Source organism: Sphingobacteriaceae bacterium GW460-11-11-14-LB5, assembly GCA_002151545.1.
GTDB lineage: Bacteria > Bacteroidota > Bacteroidia > Sphingobacteriales > Sphingobacteriaceae > Pedobacter.
The window spans coordinates 2,686,572-2,708,594 of the sequence record CP021237.1 but is presented as its reverse complement, the minus strand read 5'-3'; the positions used below and the strand labels follow the sequence as shown (position 1 = coordinate 2,708,594).

The following is a 22,023-nucleotide window of genomic DNA, read 5'->3' as shown; positions in this document are numbered from 1 at the left end:
TGATTAATAGTATATTGCATATCTAATCAAACAAACATGTATAACGTTTTCAAACTAAACTGATAGGTAATGAGCAGACATTGGTTATTGGTTTTGTTTTTCTTGCTCTTTGCAAGGTCCTTGTCTTTTGCTCAAAACACATCAAATAAGGGAAAAGATTTTTATGTTCCTTATGCAGGGCATATTGATGGAGATAGGTCGAGGTTAACCTTGTTTTTATCTGCAGATCAGGCTACCGAATATGAAGTTTATGTTGGTAATACTTTAGTTTCTCCGGCAGGTGCAACCATACCTGCAAATACCTGTTTGCCATTTGTAATCAATCCCAATACTTACGCGGTGTTGATGGGCAGCTCCAATTTAATAGAACCCAATAAAGCCATTCATGTGGTTACAACGAAGGCCATATCATTGTATAGTATTATTTCCAATAATGCCCGTACGGGTGGTACCTTAGTCTTACCAACCAATACGCTGGGACAAGAGTATTATGCCTTTAGTTATGAAAATCATGGAAATCAACAGGGTTTTTCGCAATTTACAATTGTAGCAACAGTTGATAATACTGATGTAGAAATTACGCCTAAACAAAACGAAAGATACGGAGGAAGAAACGCTGATGCCACTTTTACCATTAAGTTAAATAGAGGCGATGTTTATCAATATCAATCAGTTGGTGATTTAACCGGAAGCCACATCAAAGCCTTAAACTGTAATCCTATAGCTGTATTTACAGGTAATACCTGGGCAGCTTTTTGTAATGAAGGTAATAGTCGTAATCCAGCTGGGGGAGATAACCTGTACCAACAGGTTTTTCCGGTTTCTGCATGGGGAAAGAATTTTGTAACCGCACCTTTTTATAACACCCTTCATGGTAATACCGATATTATGAGGGTAATTGTAGCTGATGACAATACGGTTTTAACCGTAAATGGGAGCACCACTAATGCCAATGGAACTCCGCTTTCTAATCCTTACAATAAAGGAGCAGTGATTACCTTTTTCACTACTTCAGCAAATGTAATTTCAGGTTCGAAACCAATTGCGGTGGCACAATACCAAACTTCGCAAACTTGCAACCTAAACAATGGAACCAATACCAACCAATATCAATTTCCTGGTGATCCTGAAATAACCGTGCTTAATCCCGTTGAGCAAACACTAAATAACATTACGGTTTTTTCTGATTTGGGATCAGTAGGCGTTCCTACCCAGATCACGAGGTACTATCTGAATGTAATTATTAAAACAGCAGATATAGCTTCATTTAGGCTGGATGGTAACCCGGTGAATAACTTTACCAATATAGATAACACTTTTAGCTACGCTGTAATTGACGTGACCAATACACAGCCCCAGCACAGGTTATCTGCGGCAGGTGGTTTTTCGGCAATTTCATATGGTTACGGAGCAGTAGAGTCTTATGCTTATTTAGCCGGGGCAAATATTCAGAATTTTACTTTTCAACCCACCAGTGCGGTTACAGGACAACCTATTAGCAGCGGTTGCTTAGGAGAACCCATTAGTTTAACGATAAATTTACCTTACCAGGCCACTAAGATAGATTGGGAGATTGAGGGCGCAGCACGTTTTACCGATGATAACCCCGTGGCAATAAACACCTTTACCAGGCCAAATGATAACAATACGTACTATACCTACAAGTATCCTAACGACCTGAATTATCCAAATCCTGGTGATTATCAGTTTAAAGTAATTGCAACTAAGCCAAATGCCGATAATTGTGGTAATACTGAAGAATTGATTATCGATTTTTCGGTTGATAATCAACCTACAGCGGCATTCGAATTACCGGCTACGGGTTGCCAGTCTACTGGTGTTCAGTTTACGGATAAAAGTGAATCCAATTCAAATTCGCGAAGCATTACACAGTGGTTATGGGATTTTGGTGATGGGAAAACGTCTCCTGAGCAGAACCCTGTTCATATTTATGATCGTCCGGGGACTTATAATGTGGTTTTAACGGCTACGACAGATTCTAAATGTTCAGAAACATCTTCTGTATTTCCAATTGTGATTAATCCTCAACCCATATCCGATTTTGATGTGAAAGGTTTATGTGTGGGCAAACCGATTATTTTAACTGAAAAATCGACGATTGAAAGCCCGGGCACTATTGTGAAATGGACCTGGGATTTTGGCGATGGAAGTACGGCTTCTACTCAGCAAAATCCTGTTCATCAATACAGTGCTATTGGCTCTTATACCATTACTTTAATAACGGAAAGCGATAAAGGATGTGTGAGCATCTTGAAAAGCAAAGCAGTAACTGTAATTGATCCGCAATCGGCTGATTTCGAGCTTCCTGATTTTTGTTTGGCAGATGGGGTAGCCAGGTTTAAAAATATTTCCAAAAATGCAGATGGAACTACAACAGGCTTAACTTTTGAGTGGAAGTACACTGACAATAACAATAATGTAATCGCCACAACCACAGGAGTAGATGGTACTTTTACGCCTGCAGCCACGGGTAATTACAATGTGATCCTGACGGTGAATAATCAGGATGGTTGTGAGGTGTTCGCACGAAAACCATTTACGGTAAATGGTGATGTTAAAGCAGCAGATTTTGAAATTTTGAACGATCATAGCTGTGTGAGTGAAGATATCATGATTAAAAATACATCCACCGTATTTACAGGTAACATTACAAAGATTGAGATTTACAGAGATTTTGGCAGAGAAGCTTCTATTTACAAAACCATCCCTTATCCCGGTAATAACGAAGTTTTTGTGATAAAGTATGATACTTTTGGCGGCACCACCGACCGAACTTTTAACATCAGGCTTGTCGCTTATTCCGGAGAAAACTGTTCTAAATTTTTAGATCAAACGCTTACCTTAAAACCCGTTCCGCAATTGGTGTTTGATGATATGGCTCCGGTTTGCGAGGCCGATGGAACCGTTTTAATTACGCAGGCGAAACAGAAAGCTGGAGAAGAAATGAATGGAGCGCCAGGCGTATATAGTGGCGATGGCATAAAAGAAGATGGTACCTTTAATCCGAAAATTGCCGGACTTGGGCCACATCTCATCACTTATACCTTTACAGGTGATAATGGTTGTCCCAGCTCCATAACCAATACAATCGAAGTGTACAAATCGCCTGTTGCTAATGCAGGTACATTGGTTTACATTTTAGCAGGTGGACAGATCGAAATCCCTGCCACTGCTGAAGGTACTAACCTGAAATATAAATGGTCGCCTGCAACAGGTTTAAACAAAACAGATGTATTAAATCCCATTGCCTCACCAGATAACGATACAGAATATACGCTTACAGCAACCACACAGCCTGATGGCTGCTCCACGACATCGAAAGTTTTGATTAAAGTTTTGCAAGTATTAAATCCACCCAATACCTTTACACCAAATAGCGATAATGTAAATGATACCTGGGTTATTAAATATTTAGAATCTTACCCAAATGCAACTGTCGAAATTTTTAACAGAAACGGGAATAAGGTATTTTTTAGCAATGGATATAAAATTCCTTTTGATGGGAATTACCAAAATGAACCACTTCCGGTAGGTGTTTATTATTATGTCATCAACCCCCGTAACGGAAGAAAAACAATAACAGGACCGCTCACTATAATCAGATAAATTGAAAAAACTCATCATCATATTTGCTCTTTTTGCAACATTTAAGGTTTGTGCACAACAAAAGCCACAGTATACCCAATACATTTTTAATCAGTATCTGCTAAATCCGGCGCTCTCAGGAATTGAAAATTACCTTGATTTTAAAGCTGGCTACCGTAAACAATGGTCGGGTATTACCGATGCACCTCAAACTTCATTTGTATCGGCACACTGGGCCTTGGGCGATAATCAATTATGGAGTAATGCGCTGACTTCTTTCCCTGAGCAAACCGGTAATCCGATGGACCGTAATTATATGCAAAACTATATGTCATCACCGTCGCACCATGGCATGGGGCTAACCGCCGTTTTAGATAAAACCGGTCCGATAAAAAGATTGGATGCAAATGTCACTTATGCTTATCATCTGCAGCTCAGTAATAATTTTAATCTTTCGGCAGGTGTTGCAGCGGGGATTTCGAGTATTTCTTTAGATGTGAATGCACTTACTTTCGATACACCAATAGATCCGATTATGAACAGGGCATTAATTAACCAGGTAAAACCCGATTTGAGTATTGGTTTATGGTTGTATGGCGCCAGGATGTTTGCAGGTTTATCTGTACAGCAAATTTTGCCGCAGAAATTAAGTTTCACAGGTGATAATAGCTATAATTTAGGTAAAGAAGCGCCACATTATTTTGCCACTGCGGGATATAAATTTTTCGTCGATGATGAGATTGCTGCAGTGCCATCGGTAATGGTAAAGTATGTTTCGCCTGCACCTGTTTCTGTTGATGTAAACCTTAAACTCGCTTTTAAAGATAAAATCTGGTTGGGTGGAAGTTATCGTAAAGACGACTCCTTTGCCGCAATGGCAGGCTTTAACATTGGTAAAATGGTTAACTTAACTTACTCGTACGATTTTACAACCTCTGAGTTAAATCAGGTAAGTAATGGCAGCCACGAAATTGTACTGGGCTTATTGTTGAACAATATCTACAAGGTGCCATCGTATATTAAAATGTGGTAGTTTTCAGTGGGCGATAGGTTGAAAACTTATTCATCGTCCTTGTTTGTAACGAGGATGGAGGAGAAAGGCGATTTTATCGCTGTATTCAGAGCTTATATGTGGAGCGCAGTACCTGTACAAATCAATAAATGTCCTCCCGTTTTACGCTTTTACGCTTCGCTTCGTCATACCTCCTCGCTGCAGGGTAACGCTGCAACCGGGGCTAAATGGCCAGTGCAGTTTTTCATTTCTGAGGTTGCAGGGTGCGCAAAAATTTGTGCTTAAGCTTGATTGGAATAGAAAGCGGGACTGAAGCTGCCAAAAGTAGTGAAATTTCATTTCCCAGTCACAATAATAGAAAGCTTCTGTTTGGCAATTGCTAGTTTACCGTTAACTGAAAACTAATAACTGCCAACTGATAACTGTCAACTGAAAACTGCCAACTGAAAACTGATCTAAAGTTCTTTCCTAAGCCTTGCTACCGGAATATTCATCTGCTCACGATATTTTGCAACAGTTCTTCTGGCAATGTTATAACCTCTTTCTTTTAAAATTTCGGTTAATTTCTCATCTGCCAATGGCTTGCGTTTATCTTCGTTGCCGATACAGTCTTCCAATATTTTTTTAACCTCCTTATTCGAAACTTCTTCACCGTTTTCGGTTTGGATCGCCTCTGAGAAGAAAGATTTTAATAAGAAAGTACCAAATTCAGTTTGTACATATTTAGAGTTTGCTACCCTCGATACGGTTGAAATATCCATATCAATTTTATCGGCAATATCTTTTAAGATCATCGGGCGCATTTTCCGCTCGTCGGCCGTTAAAAAATATTCATATTGATAGTGCATGATGGCGTTCATGGTCTTTAACAAAGTTTGCTGCCTTTGTTTAATGGCATCGATGAACCACCTTGCCGAATCGAGCTTCTGTTTTACAAACTGAACCGCTTCTTTCAGCTTTTTATCTTTTGATGAGGCTTTGTCGTAATGCTCAAACATCTCCTGGTAAGATCTGCTTACCTTTAATTCAGGTGCATTTTTCGAATTTAAGGTCAAAATTAACACGCCATCATTATTACTGATGTGGAAATCAGGAATAATCTGCATTTGTTTAGTCGTAACCTGATTAGCGTCACCTGGTTTCGGGTTTAAACGCAGAATTTCATTTACAACCTCTTTAAGTTCTTCGCTATCTAAACCTAAACTTTTTTCTAATTTATCGTAATGTTTACGGGTAAACTCATCCAGATAGTTTTCTACAACATTCATTGCTTTAACTATAATCGGATTATTCGGATCTTTCCTTTTTAACTGGATCAATAAACATTCTTTCAGGTCTCTTGCACCAATGCCTGGAGGGTCAAAGCTTTGGATCAGTTTTAACATTTCCAGTACATCTTCTTCCTCAACCATTACGTTTTGAGAAAAAGCAAGATCATCAATCATAGAACCTAACGGACGGCGTAAATAACCATCATCATCTAAACTGCCTATAATTTGCTTGCCAATAATAAAATCCTGATCGGAGAGGGGAATAAGGTCTAATTGTTCCTGTAAACTTTCAAAAAAAGTACTTTCAATGGCGATAGGGGTTTCTTTTTTCTCCTCATCGTCGTCGCCATTATTGTAATTGGTACTATAATCATTGGCCGAATCATCCTGTAAATAATCATCTACATTAAATTCATCCATGCTGGTATCTTCCGATGATTGTTCGTAATCTTCAGGCCCGTCATTTAAATCATCGTATTCGCTTTTTGGCTCATCCTGAGTCATTAAACTCGGATCTTCAAGCGCTGGATTTTCTTCAAGTTCTTCTTTTACACGGGTATCTAATGCAACGGTTGGCACCTGCAACAGTTTAATAAACTGTATTTGTTGTGGTGATAACTTTTGTAATAATTTTTGTTGTAAGTGTTGCTTTAGCATAGTAAATATAAAAGAATGGGGCAAAAATAAACAATAGATTTCAGATATTCTGCTGATTTGACCTAAATGCTATCGATATGTCCGGTTTTAAAATTATTTGCTAAACATTTGTATTGAGTTTAATGTTTGCTACTTTAGTAAATAAAAAACTAAAACTTAATGAAATATGGGCATTGTAAAAGAATTTAAGGAATTCGCAGTTAAGGGAAATGTACTTGACCTGGCTGTCGGTGTAATCATTGGTGCTGCATTCGGCAAAATTGTTAGCTCTTTGGTTGAAGATATAATTACGCCAGCGGTTTTGGGTCCGGCACTAAAAGCAGCAGGGCTGGAAGATTTAAGCAAGCTTACTATTGCAGGTACAGCAATAAAATACGGTAATTTCCTTTCGCAGGTCATCACCTTTATTATTGTTGCATTTGTTCTTTTCCTCATCATTAAAGGTGCCAATAACCTGAAGAAAAAAGAAGCTGTTGCGCCAACTGTCGCCCCTGTGCCTACAAAAGAAGAAGTGCTGTTAACAGAAATCAGAGATTTATTAAAAGCAAAAGCATAACATACAATAGCCGTCCCGATGTCAAATTGGGGCGGCTTTTTTTTAATAACTCCTTTTTACTGTTGGATCGGTTATGATGATGTAATCGCCAAGATTTTTAAATTTTTCCCAGTTGGGATTGGTAAAACTTTCATCAGAAAATGATGAAATATTTAAGATTTTTAATTTTGGATTAGATTGAGCCAGTTTGGCTAATGTTCCCAACCTTTCATCACTATGGAAACGTCCGTTAAGCTGAAACACCTTCATCCCCCTGTTTGCCCTAACAAACTTACTGATAGACCAGGCCATGGTGGCATCCCATAAATTTTGCGTCTGGTAAATCTTCATCGGGCCCATGTTGTGGCCACCCAAAGTTTCTGTGAATTTTTCATAATACCGACCCCGGGCTGTATCAATAGGTAAGGGTGGTAAAAAATTGAATGATGTTTTGGGGAAATTTTCTAAAACTTTAAGTCCGCCCATCGTAACGGCATTGCTGTAACGCGTTGCCGCATTTGCCGCAATAACTTTTAACTTATTTTGTTTGGCGTATTCTATTAAAGGTTTATAATCTTTGTAATTTCCCCAGGCCCTGCCTTCTTTAATAAAGTTCTTTTCCGAGATTAAGCCTGCTAAGTATTCGTCTACTTCAGGTTGTACGTCGGTATGGAACATTTCTAGAGACAGTGCCGTTTTTAACGGATATTTTGAATGGAGTTTTTTAAAAAGCGCCGCTTCCAGGTAGTGCCCTACAGAATCGTTGTGGTCTTCGCCAAAGAATAAAACATCCGCCTGGTCCATATCAGCAACAATGTCATCTATGGATATGGATTTCTGTTTTTTTACATCATAAATCTTGTAATGGCTACTTATTTCCTGTGCGTATAAGCCGGTAGAAATAGTAAGAACAAACATTAATAGGGAAAATTTCATGCCATCAAAATAACAAAATAATTTTCACCGATAAAATAAGGGCACTTACCGCCCTTTACCGAGTTTTTGCAAGTCAGGCCTGTTATGGTCGGGTGCTTATCAATACTTTTGGGTATTAAATATGAACACAAATGGAAAATATTAATAATAACGATAACAACCAGCTCAAAAACTCAGGAAGGGTTTGGAGCGGTTTCATCATAGTCATCATCGGATTTGCATTTCTATTGAATAATATGGGACTAAACATTCCACGATGGATATTCAGCTGGTCTAATTTTTTAATTGTACTTGGTGTATTTATCGGCGTTCGTCGTAACTTTAAAGGAATAGCCTGGCTGATCCTGATTTTGATCGGTACATACAATACCTTAGATAATATACCTGGTCTGGATTTTAATCTATCCAAATATGCTTTAGGTATTGGTTTGGTTATCGTGGGTGGCTTTCTAATCTTCAGGCCAAAGGATGTTTGGGGGTTTAAGAAAAAACGTAAAGATAAGAACAATACGGATTTTGATTTTGATGAAACGACCGATAAGAAAACCGCAAATAATAATGATGTTATAGAGGTGGTAGCCGTTTTCGGGGGCAGTAACCAAACCGTTTACTCTAAAAACTTTCAGGGTGGCGATATTACCGCGGTGTTTGGAGGAGCAGATATTGTAATGACTCAGGCTGATTTTCCTGAAACCGCATCGCTTGATGTAACAGCAGTTTTTGGAGGCATTAAATTAATTGTACCCCAAAACTGGGCAATAAAATCGAACGTAACGGCATTATTTGGTAGTGTTGAAGATAAAAGATCGCATGTAATGCCGGTAGCAGAGATGAAAAAAACATTGATTTTAGATGGGACGGCCTTATTTGGAGGCATCGAAATTAAAAGTTTCTAAACATTTATGATAAAACATCGCCTATGAAATGGTTTGCAGTAAATTGTATCTATCAGGTAATTTGTGGTGAGGGAAAACATACACCCCAGTTTAATGAACAAACGCGTTTAATCCAGGCAGATGGGATTGCGCAGGCTTTAGATAAAGCTAAATTGAATGCTGTACATTTTAATCCTCCTTTTAATAATTGTAACGGTGATAAAGTAGTATGGAAGTTTATAGGTATAGGCGGAATATCGGCAGTGGAAGAACTTGCTGATGGTGTAGAAGTAAGTTCGAGGATTGTTGAGCCTAAATCGGTTACACAGTACCTGGAAAAGCTGGAGCACCGCAATAAATCATTAACTAATCAAAACCATTTTGACAACTAGACCCTTATCCGTTCCGCAAATACAGAAAATCTCGCTTACCATTGCAATAGTGTGGACGGTATTGTGTGGTGTCGGATTGCATTATGTAGTTAATTTTTCCTGGTGGATATCGATAACCGATAGCTTAACCAATAACTTTTTGCTGGCTTTGGCTTGCATTGGTATTAGTAATATGCTTGGGTATTACCAACCGAAAAATGAGCGGATATTGTATGTGCTGATCATCACTCTTGTACTTACTTTTGTTATTATTTATGCATCAAAATATGTGGTGCTCTATATTTTTTCCGATTATAAAGAGTATAAGGATTTCTATAATTTTTCTTTTGCCTTCAGGGGTTTAATTTCTTTTATGTGCTTAGCCTGGTGTGCCCTAGCTAATATTTTATGGTATAGGTTAGAAGAACAGTCAGAAACACACGAAAGACTATCAGCAGCTAAAAGTTTGGCTAAAGAGGCTGAGTTAAATAAGCTAAGGCACCAATTACAGCCGCATTTTCTTTTTAACAGCTTAAATTCGGTATTTGCACTAACCATGGTTAATCCGAAAGAGGCTGGGGTAATGATTACAAAATTAGCTTCTTTTCTTCGCGGTACCCTAAAACGCGATGATGAATTATGGGTTTCGGTAGAGGAAGAAATGGAATACATCCAGTTGTACCTCGATATCGAAAAGGTAAGGTTTAGCCACAGGTTAAACATCGAGGTTAATGTTGCCGATGATACCTTAAATCTTTGTTTACCAGGCACATTGTTACAGCCCATTGTAGAAAATGCCATAAAATTCGGACTTTATAACACCTCGGCAGGTATAACAATTAAAATAGATGTTACTGTTGAATATAATATTTTGCAATTACGTGTACAAAATCCTTTTGATCCGGAAATGAAGGCTGCCGGAGGAACCGGATTTGGTTTAAGTGCCATTAAACGCAGGTTATATCTGTTATTTGCGAATACCCACCTGTTACAAACCGATATTGAGGCAAATAATTTATATATTACCACCCTAAAAATTCCACAAAAAAATGATCAGAACAATACTAATTGACGATGAGCCTTTAGCAAGAGATATTGTAAAATATTACCTTTCAGATCATGCAGAAATAGAAATTGTGGCCGAATGTGGTGATGGGTTCGAAGGTTTAAAAGCCATTACTTTACATAAACCCGATTTAATTTTTCTGGATATACAGATGCCTAAAATCAGCGGTTTCGAAATGCTCGAGCTGGTTGAAGATAAACCTGCCGTAATTTTTACCACGGCTTTTGATGAATATGCCATTAAAGCTTTTGAGGTTAATGCGGTAGATTATCTGCTTAAACCTATTGATAAATCGCGCTTCGATGCAGCCCTTAAAAAATTACCGAACAAATTAAACCAAAACGAAAATACTGAGGCTGTTTTGGATGCGGCAGCTTTAAGTCCTGCTCAAAATAACAGGGTAGTGGTTAAAAAAGATGGTGTAATTAAAATTATTCCGGTTGCTGATATTAACTATTTAGAGGCCGATGATGATTATGTGAAATTAAGTACCACTGATGGTGCTTTCTATAAGAACAAAACCATGGCTTATTTCGAACAAACGCTCGATGTGAGCCAGTTTATCCGCATACACAGGTCGTACATCATTAATCTGGCCCAGGTAACCAAAATTGAGCTAAAAGAGAAAGACAGCTATGTGGTGCTGTTAAAGTCTGATATCTGGCTGCCAGTGAGTAAAACGGGTTATGTAAAACTGAAGGCCGCACTGGGCTTGTAAATTGCCCTTTGATTGAATCTATCGGTCGGTGTTTCACCGACAGAAATAAACAGTTTTTATTTGAAAAGCAATTGAGTGCTGAAGTTATTGTTAGTCCTGCTTTTCGTTATTCCCGATGAAGAATCGGGATCACTCCAATCAGGTTTATTTTACATCTGCTGTGCTGCTATTAATGGTTTGCGCCTTTCTAGCGCCTTATACTAAAACAGGGGATATTGATCACGGGTTGCTTATTTCGTTCCATAGGAACGAATCATTGGTAGAAAAAATGCCATATGCATATTTTCGTTCCGTAGGAACGTTTGATGAAATAAATAACACAGGTAATCGTGTGAAAGGAGAACATTAGACCGTCCCATCGCGTAGACCCATATTTTGATTTGGGTTTTTATGCATTTTGCTAACCAACATTAATAAAGTTCAGGCTTTGCCGAAGAACTTCGTCAATCCCAAGTGGCAGAAAAATCAAAAAAACAGTTGCAGAATAGAACAAATAGCACTACCAAACCTTAAACGCAGTGGTTTTGTGTTCAATAATCATGATTCCCAGCTTTTAAAAGATATTGAACACAAAACGAAGTGCCGCTGTTTTTTTGATAAGCCTGGGGCAGTGAGAAGCCACCTTGCCGGATTGACAAAGCGCTTTGGGTACTTTGGCGCTCCAAAGTACCATGCCCCCGCGGCAGAGAGCGGAAAAAATAATGATATTTGTGACCACAAGATAGTTTTTTAAGGATAAGGAGCTCTTAATAGCAGGAAAGATGCTGATACCGAAGCTTCAGGACACAGGACAGATCGCCTTTGGAACATGTCAAAAAAATACAGGCTAACAAAGATGTTTCCACACGATAGGTCCCATCAGAACGAATCATAGGTAGTAGACGCGTTTGATAAAACAATAAACCGTACAATAAAATATTTATAAATGCCTCTAAGGCATCTTTTTCAAAAGAATTATTACATTTGCATTTAAATAGAAAAAATAATAATTAATCACTCTTGCATTTGTAGAGAAATCGCTTTATATTTGCACCTCTTAATTTTACAATAGATAATATACAGTCATGAAAAGAACATACCAACCTTCGCAAAGAAAGAGAAGAAACAAACACGGCTTCCGCGAAAGAATGGCAACAGCTAACGGCAGACGAGTATTAGCATCACGTCGTGCTAAAGGAAGAAAAAGATTAACAGTTTCTGACGAACGCAAGCATAAAGCATAATTTTTGATTGCTTTTCCGTTAATTCGGGATCGGCAGATCAAAATCTGCAGTTATCAATCAAAAATATATGTACACATTCAGGAAAGAAGAACGGTTATGCAGCAGGAAACATTTAGACCTGTTGTTTAAAAACGGTTCTTCTTTTTTATTATACCCTTTTCGGATTTCTTATCTTTTTGTCGACCAACCGGCTGATGTACAGGCGCAGGTGGTGATCAACGTTCCTAAAAAAAGATATAAACGGGCAGTAGATCGTAATCTGCTCAAGCGCCGCATACGCGAAGCTTATCGCCTCAATAAACAAGATAAATTATACCTGCCTTTACCTGCTGACAGGGGATTGCTTTTGATTTCCATTCAATTTGTGGGTAAAGAAAAATATGATTTTGCCTTTATCGAGAAAAAACTGATTGCTACTTTTAAGCGTTTTCACAATTTAATCCAGCCCAATGAAATTCATCAATAAAATTTTTGGATGGTTTTTTTTAGGCTTAATTAAAGTATATCAATATGCCATCTCGCCAATGCTCGGTGCAAATTGCAGGTTTACACCAACCTGCTCACAGTATGGGGTTGAAGCCATTAAAAAACACGGCCCATTTAAAGGTGGCTGGCTGGCACTGAAACGTATTGGCCGTTGCCATCCATGGGGCAAACATGGTCATGATCCTGTTCCTTAGCGAGGTTTATTAGTTCACTGGTCATTAGTTCATTTGTTGGCATCGCTCTTTAGTTATTGATTCATTAGTCATTTGACTATTGGTTGATGCGGCCGTCATTTAATCCAAACGCCCAGCTCCAAACTGATCAATCGATTAATTGATTCCAACTTCGAGTTAGTTCATTTGTCATTAGTCATTTGTGTATGTCCACAATCTTGAGATGGTCTATTAGGGCTAGCGGTTAATCGACTCTAAACGCCAAACGCCCAGCTCCAAACTGGTCAATCGCCTATGGACTTCAGACTCAAGACTTCGGGATAACGCTCAATCTCAAGCCCATCTTCCATAATACCTCTTCCATCTTCCATTTTATTAATATCTTTGTCCAATGGCTAAAATACTTCAAATAGAAACAGCTACCGCAATTTGTTCTGTAGCACTATCTGTCAGCGGCAAAACATTTTCATTTAAAGAGGAGCAGGGACAGAACCTGCATGCGGCAAATTTAACTTTGTTCATTGATGACGTGCTTAAAACCGGAGGAGTAAGTTACCAGGAATTAGATGCCGTTGCCGTAAGCAAAGGACCGGGGTCTTATACCGGCTTAAGGATTGGTGTTTCTACCGCTAAAGGTCTCTGTTATGCGTTAGATAAGCCTTTAATTGCCGTCGAAACCTTAGAAATGATGGCAGCTGGTTACCTGGCAGAAAATCCTGATTATGCTGGTTTAATCTGCCCGATGATTGACGCCCGTAGGATGGAAGTTTATACCTCAATTTTCGATCACTCCTTAAATATAATCACACCCACCGAAGCGAAAATTATCGACGAATCCAGTTTCACAGATTATCTAGCACAACAAACAGTTACTTTTTTAGGTGATGGGGCTGCCAAGTGTGCTGAAGTTTTAACACATCAAAATGCAAAATTCGACGGGGCTAATTTCAATTCTGCAACATACATGTCGCGATTAGCGAATGAAGCTTTCTGCAAAAGTAAATTTGAAGATGTAGCTTATTTCGAACCTTTTTACCTGAAAGATTTTGTTGTTACGCAATCTAAAAAGCAACAGGCACAGGGTTAAGTAGCTTATTTTCTTTTGAAGATTGAAAATAAACTTTTAAAGAAACTTCCACCTTCATTATCATTTATACCCGGTATAACGTCGGCAAACTGCGGATGGTTAACCACACTGCCGAATTTAATGCCTACACCCATATAAAAAGAAGCACCATTTGGACCACTGCCAATAGTTGCGTCATTTTTAATGGTCCCCAGTGTTTGAAAACTGGTCGCGACCAAATTGTCGGTGCCCATAAACAATTCAAAATTAGGGGTTTGGTATTTTGCCTGCAACCCAACCATAAAAACGCCATTTAAGTTGTATAAGGGTGTAATACTTCCCGAAAAATCGTTGGCAATAAAGGTATTTACAAAAGCAATGTCTCCACCTTTGTAAAACAGGTTTTTCGAAACAGCCAGTCCTGGTTTGTAAAAACCATATCGTTTGGACAGGTAAACATCAAGTTTGGCATTGGTAGGGGCTAAAAACTTTTTGCTCTGCTCCGAAAGGAGAAAAATATCTTCTATTTCCTGATTGGTATTCGATTGGTTGTTTTCGATGTTCTCAATAATTTTCGATTGATCTATCATCGTACGTTGCGTATTACTTCGCCACCAGATAAAACCTAAATCTTTAATATTCGCCATTAAGAACAGGCCTTTTTTAGTTGTGTAATTGGTCCCAAAGCTTAAGGATACACCCGGGTTTTTAAAGTTGGGAAAGAAGTTTTTCTTATTTACTTCATTAAAATCTGAAAAATTGCTGGAATAAGTTCCTCTCAAGCCAATTAACAGTGCATCCGCTTCAGGATCAATGTATAAATAAGAGTCAGAAACATTTAATTTGTTATAGAGTATTCCGCTCAATACACTGGCTTTTAAACCGAATGCCAGCCTTTTATTCCAGTTTTCGCGGTAGGTAAAGCTAAATTGATGATAACTCTGTTCATAACCCTTGGTATCGAATATTCCGGTATATTGTTGGTTGGGCGTAAACCTTTCGAACGAATCAAAAATTGCCAATGTTTCATTGGTGTAATCGATATGAGCATCAGACCTGATCTGCCACGAAAAGCCCATTTCTTTTTGATATTTGTAAGATTTAAAAAGCCTGAATGCAGCAACATAGATATTGCTGTTTTCGAAAAAATGATTTACTTCTCCGGTACCAATCGGTAAACTTTTTGTATCAAAAACACCTTCCTGTGTTAATCTTCTTATGGCAAACTTAGAGCTCCCTTTATTGATGGCATTTGTTCCAAAATAGGGTAGGAAGAAATTAGAAGAAAATCTTCGTGATGAATCTAAGGTGAAAGATTTTTGAGATGGATTTTCGAATGCATCGAACATGGTTTTAGTACCGAAAAGCGCATATTGTTGAGCATTTGCAACCCCGAAGCTAGCTATTGCCAGTAACGCAAGTAAAAGTTTCTTCATGTAAAATAGTATGTTGGGATGGTTTCCTTATTAACGGTTACTTAATGAATCTGGTATTTCTGCTTGTAAATATTTGTTTAAAAGTAAGTTAGTGATAAACTTGTTTTTGTCTGCACTCATTTGGTAATAAAAAGTATCGAAACTTTTCAAACCACTGTCTGCCCTCAAATGTTTGTAAAATGGAAGCTGAATATTATTCCTGAAAATATCTGCCGAATTTTTGGTGTTGATGTAATAACTCACATTCGAGGTGGTCGAAATCTGGTTCACCGCATCTAAATACTGTGGCGTTTGTATCAAAAGCCTGTTGTGCTTGTAATCATTTAAAAATGATTGAACCGTACTCGCATTATTGGCCACAATCAAATTATTATCTACTATGGTATAATAAGGACGGCCGAATTTTTTAAATGGTTCACCAAAGTAACTGTAAAGGATATCGGATGATTTAAATAATTTAATATCTTCATTATAGTCTGCACTTACATCAAGCAGAAGCTGTTTTACCTTTTCGCCGTTGCTTAAAGCAATAGCCCCTAATTTTTCGGTTGTACTTAATTGAAAAAGAATAAACTGATTTTTTGTATAAGCCGGGAATATCGCATTCAAATCTATCCGGTATTCATCTTTGATATTTTTAATAACTGTATTGGCTTTAGTTGCCACTTTAGTTTGCGCTTGCCAGTTCGTTAACTTTTTAAGCCATTTGCCGTAATCATCATAAGCATACAGGGCGTAGTTTGCCGTGTTATCAGGCAGGATATTTTGTAAAGAGGTATTTTGTGCAGCGGTGTTTTCGAATAGTTTAAGGTAATTATGCTGATTTTTTAATTCGGTATTGCCACTGAAAAGAATTCTTTCTTTACTGAAATTATAATTAAGTACTGCAAAACTGTTTTGTTGGTTAAACAGGGCAATTTCTCCGTTAATGTTGCCTGCAATAATATTTTTGAGTAATAACGGCGCCTGGTTAAAATTGATGTACACGTGGGCCAGTACATTTTTGATCTGTCGGTTATTCTCCTTAATGTACTCAGTAAAAGGATTTTCCGTTAAACGTACATTCGCATCATTGATCAGTTTAAGCGATGTTGAAGCCGTTAATACCTGGCCATGCACGCCTAAATAAACCGATAAGCTGTCATTTAACTTCACGGTATACAGGTCTTTAGCATTTTCACTGATCGTTTTTTCAAGTTTTAACTGCTCATAGAATTTTTTGATGTCATCGACATGCTGTATCTGTATGGTAAATAAGAAATTCAGGGTTTTATCCGAATCAGGTAATACACTGATATAAACCTGCTGATCTTTCAGTTGTTTGTTGAGCAGATGGTCGTCGATAATGCTTGTTTTCAGCTGTTTTAAGAGGCTCATTTTGTCCTTTCCCAAAACCTGCTGGATAAGTTGCTGCCCTTCAATAATATCGTAAAAACCTTTGTCGTTCTGAAAAGAAAATACCAATGCTGCGTTATTGGTTGCCGATTGCAGCGCCAGGTCCTTCGCATCATTATCTGTACCCAATTTTGAAAAATAGAGGTAAGCCATAAAGGCTACACCTAAAAATAATGCACTTGTTAGAATTACGATTTTTTTCATCTGCTGTGCAACAAATTTAATTTATTACATTGATTAGTGAGAAGTTCTTTGTCAATTTATTAATTTAGCGATTGCTACTTGCAAATAACTATGAATAAACGAATAATTCTTACTGCTTCTTTTTTTGGTGCTGTTGCTGTTTTACTTGGCGCATTTGGTGCTCATGGTTTAAAAGCCTTAATTGATGGACCATCATTAGAAATTTGGCAAAAAGGTGTTGATTATCAGTTCTATCATACATTTGCGCTATTATATCTCTCTACCTTTGCCCGTTATCGGAACAAGCTCATTAATATCGCTTACTTTTGCTTCACCTTTGGGATTATCCTTTTTTCAGGGTCGTTGTATTTATTGGCTACCCGAAGCATATCGCATTTAGGATTTACCGAATTTATAGGCCCAATAACACCAATTGGCGGGCTTTTATTTGTACTGGGATGGATAATGCTCTTTTTTGCGGCATTTAAAGATAAATAATGAATACTTTCGAAAGTGATATTTTTGCAGAAAGAGAAACACTTTTTGTTGAAGTTATTTTGCCATTATCTTTGGCGAAAAACTATACCTATCGTGTACCTTTTGATTTAAACGACCAGATTGCCGTTGGAAAACGGGTAGTGGTGCAATTTGGAAAACATAAAATTTATACGGCTTTAATTAGTGGAATCAGCACGGTACCGCCAACAGTTTATGAGGCCAAATATATTATCGACGTAGTAGATACCGAGCCTGTAATTACACCTACCCAGCTCAAATTCTGGACCTGGATGACAAATTATTACATGTGCAACGAAGGCGATGTAATGGCGGCTGCTCTACCAGCAAGTTTAAAACTGGCCAGCGAAACGATTTTGATTCTTCGCGAAGATTACAATGAAGATACCGAACTCACCGATAAGGAAGAAATCATTATCAATGCACTGAAACAGCAGCAGAAACTTACCGTTAATGATGTTTCTAAGCTCCTTGGACAGAAAACTGTCTATCCGATCATCAATCATTTATTGGATAAAGAACTGGTTCTGGTGGCTGAAGAGGTGGTGCAGAAATACAAACCTTTGCTTAAATCGTTCATCATATTAAACGATTTCTATAGCGATGAAGAAAATCTGAAACAGCTTTTTAATGTTTTGGATCGGGCACCTAAACAATTAGATGCCTTACTGGCTTACCTGAAATTACAAAAATCTAACCTGCCGATTTCTAAAGAACAGCTTTTAGAAGAAAGCAATTGCGGACCAGCCGCATTAAAAGCTTTAACCGATAAGGATATTTTTGTGGTGATGAAAAGGCCGGTTAGCCGTTTGGCCGCGCATGATGAAGAATTCAGTGTGAATTTCGAACTGAATGAAGGTCAGCAGAAAGCATTGGGTCAGATTAACCAGTATTTTGAAGAGAAAGAGGTGGTTTTACTGCATGGTGTTACCGCATCCGGAAAAACGCAGGTTTACATCAAGCTGATTGAGAAAATTATACAAAATACAGATGGACAGGTTTTGTTCCTCTTGCCCGAAATTGCTTTAACCACCCAGATTGTAGAACGGATTAAGCGCTATTTTGGCAATTCCATTGGGGTATATCACTCTAAATTTAACAATAGCGAGCGGGTAGAAATCTGGAATAAAGTGCGTACTGGCGCGTACAAGGTTATTCTTGGTGCCCGTTCAGCAGTTTTTCTGCCTTTCGAACACCTAAAACTGATTGTGGTTGATGAAGAACACGAACCCTCTTACAAACAATACGATCCGGCACCACGCTATCAGGCCAGGGATGCAGCCATTTATCTGGGTTATCTGCATCAGGCTAAGGTTATTTTAGGTTCAGCTACACCATCCCTTGAAAGTTATTATAATGCATTACAGGGTAAATACGGACTGGTAGAAATGAAAGAGCGTTTTGGTGGAGTTCAGCTTCCAAATCAGCAGGTAGTCAGTATTTCGGAAGAAACGAAGAAAAAAACGATGAGTTCTTATTTTTCGAGTGTATTGATCAAAGATATCGATCTGGCGCTCTCTAAAAAAGAGCAGATTGTATTATTCCAGAACAGGAGAGGTTATGCCACCATTCTGATCTGCGCAACCTGTGGTTATACCCCTAAATGCGTAAACTGCGATGTAAGTTTAACCTATCATAAAAGTAGTGGCAAATTACATTGTCACTATTGTGGCTATCAGCAAAGTAGCGTAAATATCTGTCCCGCTTGTGGCTCGGTACATGTAGAGCAAAAAGGATTTGGTACGGAACGGATTGAAGAAGAACTCAGGTTACTTTATCCTGAGGTGACCATCGCCCGATTGGACATGGACAGTACGAGGACGAAAAATGGACTGCAGCAAATTTTAAATGATTTTCAGGAGAAGAAAACCGACATCTTAATCGGCACACAAATGGTGGCCAAAGGACTGGATTTCGATAACCTGAATCTTATTGGGGTAATTAATGCCGATACGCTTTTAGGTTACCCCGATTTCCGTGCTTACGAACGAAGTTTCCAGTTACTGGCGCAGGTGGCGGGTAGGGCAGGCAGAAGGGCCGATCAGGGGAACGTTTGTATCCAGACTTATGATGCTGAAAACCGCATCATAAAACAGGTGGTCAATAACGATTATGAGGGAATGTACAACGACGAAATTGTTGAACGCGAGAAATTTCTTTATCCACCGTTTTCGCGGATGATATTCCTGTACATCAAACATAAAGATTCACATGTTCTGGATCACGCTGCGTTTACTTTAGCCAATATCCTTAAAGGAAAGTTTGGTAAACGCGTTTTAGGTCCCGAACAACCTTTGGTAAGCAGGGTGCGGAACCTTTATATTAAACAAATCATTATCAAAGCAGATAAACATACTGCGATTCAAAAAGTTAAAGATGCATTAAGAGAAACCCTCACCCAGTTTAATGCGACCAAAGAATTTAAAGGCGTTTTTACACAAATAGATGTCGATCCGTATTAATTACTAATTTAAGTTTTGATTTAGTGTTACTTACAGTAATGTGGATTTCTTTATCTTGTATCACCGTTTAAGAAACGCTAATTTTGAAGCTCATGGCGTATAAATTTGTTGATAATTACCGGGAACGTGGAGCGAGAAAAAAGCTAGTTGAGTTGTTAAAATCTCGCGGGATTGAAGATGAAAATGTGTTAACAGCCATAGGTAAAGTTCCACGTCATTTCTTTTTCGATGAAACTTTTTGGAACCAGTCTTACAAAGATATTGCTTTTCCAATAGGTGATGGGCAAACTATATCCCAGCCTTACACGGTTGCTTACCAAAGTGAGCTGCTGCATATTAAAAAAGGAGATAAAGTACTCGAGATTGGAACAGGTTCTGGCTATCAAACCTGTATTTTAATGGAGCTGGGTGCCACAGTTTTTACCATCGAAAGACAAGAGAATATTTACAACAGAACCATTCAGGTTTTACCAGGAATGGGCTACCGGCCTACTTTTTATTGTGGCGATGGCTCGAAAGGAATTGCTGCCCACGCGCCATACGACAAAATAATCGTTACCGCGGGTGCCCCTTTGGTTCCTGAAATCTTATTGAAACAGTTAAAAATAGGAGGCATTCTGGTGATCCCGGTGGGTGATGAGAAAACCCAGAAAATGGTTACTGTGATCCGCGTAAGTGAAACGGACTACGAAAAAATTATATTGGATACCTTTAGGTTTGTGCCCTTAGTGGGCGACCAGGCGTGGTAGTAGTTTAAGTCCATAGTCCGAAGTCTTCAGTCTTTAGTTAATTTTGACTCCGGACTAAAGACTCCGGACTGAAGACTATCCTACCGCTTCATCGCTCTATCCAGCTCCCGTTTGGTATCTCTGTCTTTAATGCTATCGCGTTTGTCGAACTCTTTTTTACCTTGAGCCAAAGCAATTTCTATTTTAGCGAAACCTCTTTCGTTGATGAAAATACGTAAGGGAACAATGGTGTAACCTTTTTCTTCACCTTTAAGCTTTAGTTTTCTAATTTCTTTCTTTTGAAGTAATAAAGCACGGTCACGTTTAATATCATGATGATAGAAAGAGCTGTGCGAGTATTCGGAAACATGAAGGTTGCGCACATATAGATTGCCGCCTATAAACATGCAAAATGCATCAGTCATGTTGGCTTTACCTTGTCTGATTGCTTTTATTTCAGTTCCTAAAAGTGCAATCCCTGCTACATATTTATCTAAAAGATTGTAGTCGAAATAGGCTCTTTTATTCTTTATGTGGATGTCGTTTTTCAAAATTGTACTAATGTATAGGTTGTTGTAATATATACCATTGTATATAAAGTATAATGCTAAGACTACAAATGCAGCTATAAAATGCCGGCTCGTCATGCTAAACTCGTTTCAGCATCTTTTTATAACTGTAAAGATCTTGAAATAAATTCAGGATGACGACTCTTTATGCGTTTTGCCCTCAGCCCGTGCAAATATCCTAAAAATTGATGTGATAATTTTTTTTAATTTTTAATTGTACAGATAAAGAAGTCAAGTTTTATAGCGGTTTGGCTATTCAAACTTGACTTCTTTGATATTTGGAAATGTGCGGATGGGGCATTTGGCATCTTCAGTATGCTTGGAAAGAAGTCAAGTTTATAGCGGTTTGGCTATTCAAACTTGACTTCTTTGATATTTAGAAATGTGCGGTCGGGGCATTTGGCATCTTCAGTCCCGCTTTTGCTGCAACAAAAGCAGGAAAGGCTTTTGGTTTCCGCGCTAATCGGGTTTATTTAAGATGGGGCTATGCAATAAGAAACCTTTCATCTGTCAACCAGGCTCTTGTTTTATAGGAGAAGTGGTAAAAGGTCGTCATTTCGAGCGAAGTGTAACGCAGCCGAGAAATCCGTCTCTATAGATCTCTCTCCCGAACGTTCGGGACTGCGCTTCAGTCGAGATGACGACGATTTTTAAACTAAAACTTCCGGGTAAGGAATCAATAAAAATGTTCATCTGTTTGTAAAAGCTAAGGATATATTATTATGTTCGTATTTATTCG

At 38.3% G+C, this 22,023-nt stretch carries 21 protein-coding genes; 16 read left to right on the top strand and 5 right to left on the bottom strand.

Annotated elements, in window-relative coordinates:
- The first annotated feature begins 69 nt into the window (after nt 1-69).
- Genes CA265_11025 through CA265_11015 form a run of 3 tightly spaced genes read left to right on the top strand, consistent with a single transcriptional unit; the run spans nt 70 to nt 4,903 of the window.
- Nucleotides 70-3,627: a hypothetical protein gene (locus CA265_11025; protein ID ARS40155.1), complete on the top strand. Its 3,558-nt coding sequence runs from the start codon at nt 70-72 to the stop codon at nt 3,625-3,627.
- Between the two features lies 1 nt (nt 3,628).
- The gene (locus CA265_11020; GenBank protein ID ARS40154.1) at nt 3,629-4,639 is read left to right on the top strand and encodes a hypothetical protein; all 1,011 of its coding nucleotides are present in this window, start codon (nt 3,629-3,631) and stop codon (nt 4,637-4,639) included.
- A gap of 54 nt (nt 4,640-4,693) precedes the next feature.
- Entirely contained in the window at nt 4,694-4,903 is a 210-nt protein-coding gene (locus CA265_11015; GenBank protein ID ARS40153.1) for a hypothetical protein, read from the top strand.
- 170 nt (nt 4,904-5,073) lie between these two features.
- Here the strand turns inward: CA265_11015 and CA265_11010 are convergent, their stop codons facing one another.
- Nucleotides 5,074-6,546 (bottom strand): RNA polymerase sigma-54 factor, encoded by a 1,473-nt coding sequence (locus tag CA265_11010; protein ARS40152.1) that lies wholly within the window; start codon nt 6,544-6,546, stop codon nt 5,074-5,076.
- A gap of 166 nt (nt 6,547-6,712) precedes the next feature.
- Between CA265_11010 and CA265_11005 the strand changes: the two genes are divergently transcribed.
- Nucleotides 6,713-7,102, top strand: a complete 390-nt coding sequence (locus tag CA265_11005; GenBank protein ID ARS40151.1) for a large-conductance mechanosensitive channel — start codon at nt 6,713-6,715, stop codon at nt 7,100-7,102.
- A 42-nt stretch (nt 7,103-7,144) separates the two neighbouring features.
- Here CA265_11005 and CA265_11000 read toward each other — a convergent pair whose 3' ends face one another.
- A complete protein-coding gene (locus CA265_11000) occupies nt 7,145-8,017 on the bottom strand; it encodes a hypothetical protein (protein ARS40150.1) in 873 nt (290 codons plus the stop codon).
- Between the two features lie 131 nt (nt 8,018-8,148).
- On the opposite strand from CA265_11000, the gene CA265_10995 reads away from it, so the two are divergent.
- From CA265_10995 to CA265_10955, 9 genes are all read left to right on the top strand, one after another.
- Nucleotides 8,149-8,913, top strand: a complete 765-nt coding sequence (locus CA265_10995; protein ID ARS40149.1) for a hypothetical protein — start codon at nt 8,149-8,151, stop codon at nt 8,911-8,913.
- A gap of 23 nt (nt 8,914-8,936) precedes the next feature.
- Nucleotides 8,937-9,284, top strand: coding sequence for a hypothetical protein (locus CA265_10990; GenBank protein ARS40148.1), 348 nt, complete (start codon nt 8,937-8,939; stop codon nt 9,282-9,284).
- Nucleotides 9,285-9,330: 46 nt separating this feature from the next.
- Complete coding sequence (locus CA265_10985) at nt 9,331-10,335, top strand: histidine kinase (GenBank protein ID ARS42960.1); 1,005 nt, start codon at nt 9,331-9,333, stop codon at nt 10,333-10,335.
- The gene (locus CA265_10980) at nt 10,313-11,047 is read left to right on the top strand and encodes a DNA-binding response regulator (protein ID ARS40147.1); all 735 of its coding nucleotides are present in this window, start codon (nt 10,313-10,315) and stop codon (nt 11,045-11,047) included. Before CA265_10985 ends, CA265_10980 begins: the two co-directional genes overlap by 23 nt.
- A gap of 397 nt (nt 11,048-11,444) precedes the next feature.
- Nucleotides 11,445-11,780: a hypothetical protein gene (locus CA265_10975; GenBank protein ID ARS40146.1), complete on the top strand. Its 336-nt coding sequence runs from the start codon at nt 11,445-11,447 to the stop codon at nt 11,778-11,780.
- Between the two features lie 331 nt (nt 11,781-12,111).
- Nucleotides 12,112-12,270, top strand: a complete 159-nt coding sequence (locus CA265_10970; GenBank protein ID ARS40145.1) for a 50S ribosomal protein L34 — start codon at nt 12,112-12,114, stop codon at nt 12,268-12,270.
- Between the two features lie 67 nt (nt 12,271-12,337).
- Nucleotides 12,338-12,736 (top strand): ribonuclease P protein component, encoded by a 399-nt coding sequence (locus CA265_10965; protein ARS40144.1) that lies wholly within the window; start codon nt 12,338-12,340, stop codon nt 12,734-12,736.
- A complete protein-coding gene (locus CA265_10960; GenBank protein ARS40143.1) occupies nt 12,720-12,950 on the top strand; it encodes a membrane protein insertion efficiency factor YidD in 231 nt (76 codons plus the stop codon). Before CA265_10965 ends, CA265_10960 begins: the two co-directional genes overlap by 17 nt.
- A gap of 370 nt (nt 12,951-13,320) precedes the next feature.
- Nucleotides 13,321-14,016: a tRNA (adenosine(37)-N6)-threonylcarbamoyltransferase complex dimerization subunit type 1 TsaB gene (locus tag CA265_10955; GenBank protein ID ARS40142.1), complete on the top strand. Its 696-nt coding sequence runs from the start codon at nt 13,321-13,323 to the stop codon at nt 14,014-14,016.
- Nucleotides 14,017-14,021: 5 nt separating this feature from the next.
- Here the strand turns inward: CA265_10955 and CA265_10950 are convergent, their stop codons facing one another.
- The gene (locus tag CA265_10950; protein ARS40141.1) at nt 14,022-15,431 is read right to left on the bottom strand and encodes a hypothetical protein; all 1,410 of its coding nucleotides are present in this window, start codon (nt 15,429-15,431) and stop codon (nt 14,022-14,024) included.
- Nucleotides 15,432-15,461: 30 nt separating this feature from the next.
- Nucleotides 15,462-17,030, bottom strand: coding sequence for a hypothetical protein (locus CA265_10945; GenBank protein ID ARS40140.1), 1,569 nt, complete (start codon nt 17,028-17,030; stop codon nt 15,462-15,464).
- Between the two features lie 90 nt (nt 17,031-17,120).
- Here CA265_10945 and CA265_10940 point away from each other — a divergent pair, with 90 nt between their 5' ends.
- From CA265_10940 to CA265_10930, 3 genes are all read left to right on the top strand, one after another.
- Nucleotides 17,121-17,507 (top strand): DUF423 domain-containing protein, encoded by a 387-nt coding sequence (locus CA265_10940; protein ID ARS40139.1) that lies wholly within the window; start codon nt 17,121-17,123, stop codon nt 17,505-17,507.
- The gene (locus CA265_10935; GenBank protein ARS40138.1) at nt 17,507-19,987 is read left to right on the top strand and encodes a primosomal protein N'; all 2,481 of its coding nucleotides are present in this window, start codon (nt 17,507-17,509) and stop codon (nt 19,985-19,987) included. Before CA265_10940 ends, CA265_10935 begins: the two co-directional genes overlap by 1 nt.
- 92 nt (nt 19,988-20,079) lie before the next feature.
- Entirely contained in the window at nt 20,080-20,736 is a 657-nt protein-coding gene (locus tag CA265_10930) for a protein-L-isoaspartate O-methyltransferase (GenBank protein ARS40137.1), read from the top strand.
- 80 nt (nt 20,737-20,816) lie between these two features.
- On the opposite strand, the gene CA265_10925 is transcribed toward CA265_10930, so the two are convergent.
- Nucleotides 20,817-21,266 carry an SsrA-binding protein gene (locus CA265_10925; protein ARS42959.1) on the bottom strand — a complete coding sequence of 150 codons (450 nt, stop codon included), beginning with the start codon at nt 21,264-21,266 and terminating at the stop codon, nt 20,817-20,819.
- Nucleotides 21,267-22,023: the final 757 nt, after the last annotated feature.

Excerpts from the sequence above, each read along its gene's own strand:
- CA265_11025 (ARS40155.1), top strand. The coding sequence starts at position 70 with ATGAGCAGACATTGGTTATTGGTTTTGTTTTTCTTGCTCTTTGCAAGG.
- CA265_11015 (ARS40153.1), top strand. The coding sequence starts at position 4,694 with ATGGAGGAGAAAGGCGATTTTATCGCTGTATTCAGAGCTTATATGTGG.
- CA265_11010 (ARS40152.1), bottom strand. The coding sequence starts at position 6,546 with ATGCTAAAGCAACACTTACAACAAAAATTATTACAAAAGTTATCACCA.
- CA265_11005 (ARS40151.1), top strand. The coding sequence starts at position 6,713 with ATGGGCATTGTAAAAGAATTTAAGGAATTCGCAGTTAAGGGAAATGTA.
- CA265_11000 (ARS40150.1), bottom strand. The coding sequence starts at position 8,017 with ATGAAATTTTCCCTATTAATGTTTGTTCTTACTATTTCTACCGGCTTA.
- CA265_10995 (ARS40149.1), top strand. The coding sequence starts at position 8,149 with ATGGAAAATATTAATAATAACGATAACAACCAGCTCAAAAACTCAGGA.
- CA265_10990 (ARS40148.1), top strand. The coding sequence starts at position 8,937 with ATGAAATGGTTTGCAGTAAATTGTATCTATCAGGTAATTTGTGGTGAG.
- CA265_10980 (ARS40147.1), top strand. The coding sequence starts at position 10,313 with ATGATCAGAACAATACTAATTGACGATGAGCCTTTAGCAAGAGATATT.
- CA265_10970 (ARS40145.1), top strand. The coding sequence starts at position 12,112 with ATGAAAAGAACATACCAACCTTCGCAAAGAAAGAGAAGAAACAAACAC.
- CA265_10965 (ARS40144.1), top strand. The coding sequence starts at position 12,338 with ATGTACACATTCAGGAAAGAAGAACGGTTATGCAGCAGGAAACATTTA.
- CA265_10960 (ARS40143.1), top strand. The coding sequence starts at position 12,720 with ATGAAATTCATCAATAAAATTTTTGGATGGTTTTTTTTAGGCTTAATT.
- CA265_10955 (ARS40142.1), top strand. The coding sequence starts at position 13,321 with ATGGCTAAAATACTTCAAATAGAAACAGCTACCGCAATTTGTTCTGTA.
- CA265_10950 (ARS40141.1), bottom strand. The coding sequence starts at position 15,431 with ATGAAGAAACTTTTACTTGCGTTACTGGCAATAGCTAGCTTCGGGGTT.
- CA265_10945 (ARS40140.1), bottom strand. The coding sequence starts at position 17,030 with ATGAAAAAAATCGTAATTCTAACAAGTGCATTATTTTTAGGTGTAGCC.
- CA265_10940 (ARS40139.1), top strand. The coding sequence starts at position 17,121 with ATGAATAAACGAATAATTCTTACTGCTTCTTTTTTTGGTGCTGTTGCT.
- CA265_10935 (ARS40138.1), top strand. The coding sequence starts at position 17,507 with ATGAATACTTTCGAAAGTGATATTTTTGCAGAAAGAGAAACACTTTTT.
- CA265_10930 (ARS40137.1), top strand. The coding sequence starts at position 20,080 with ATGGCGTATAAATTTGTTGATAATTACCGGGAACGTGGAGCGAGAAAA.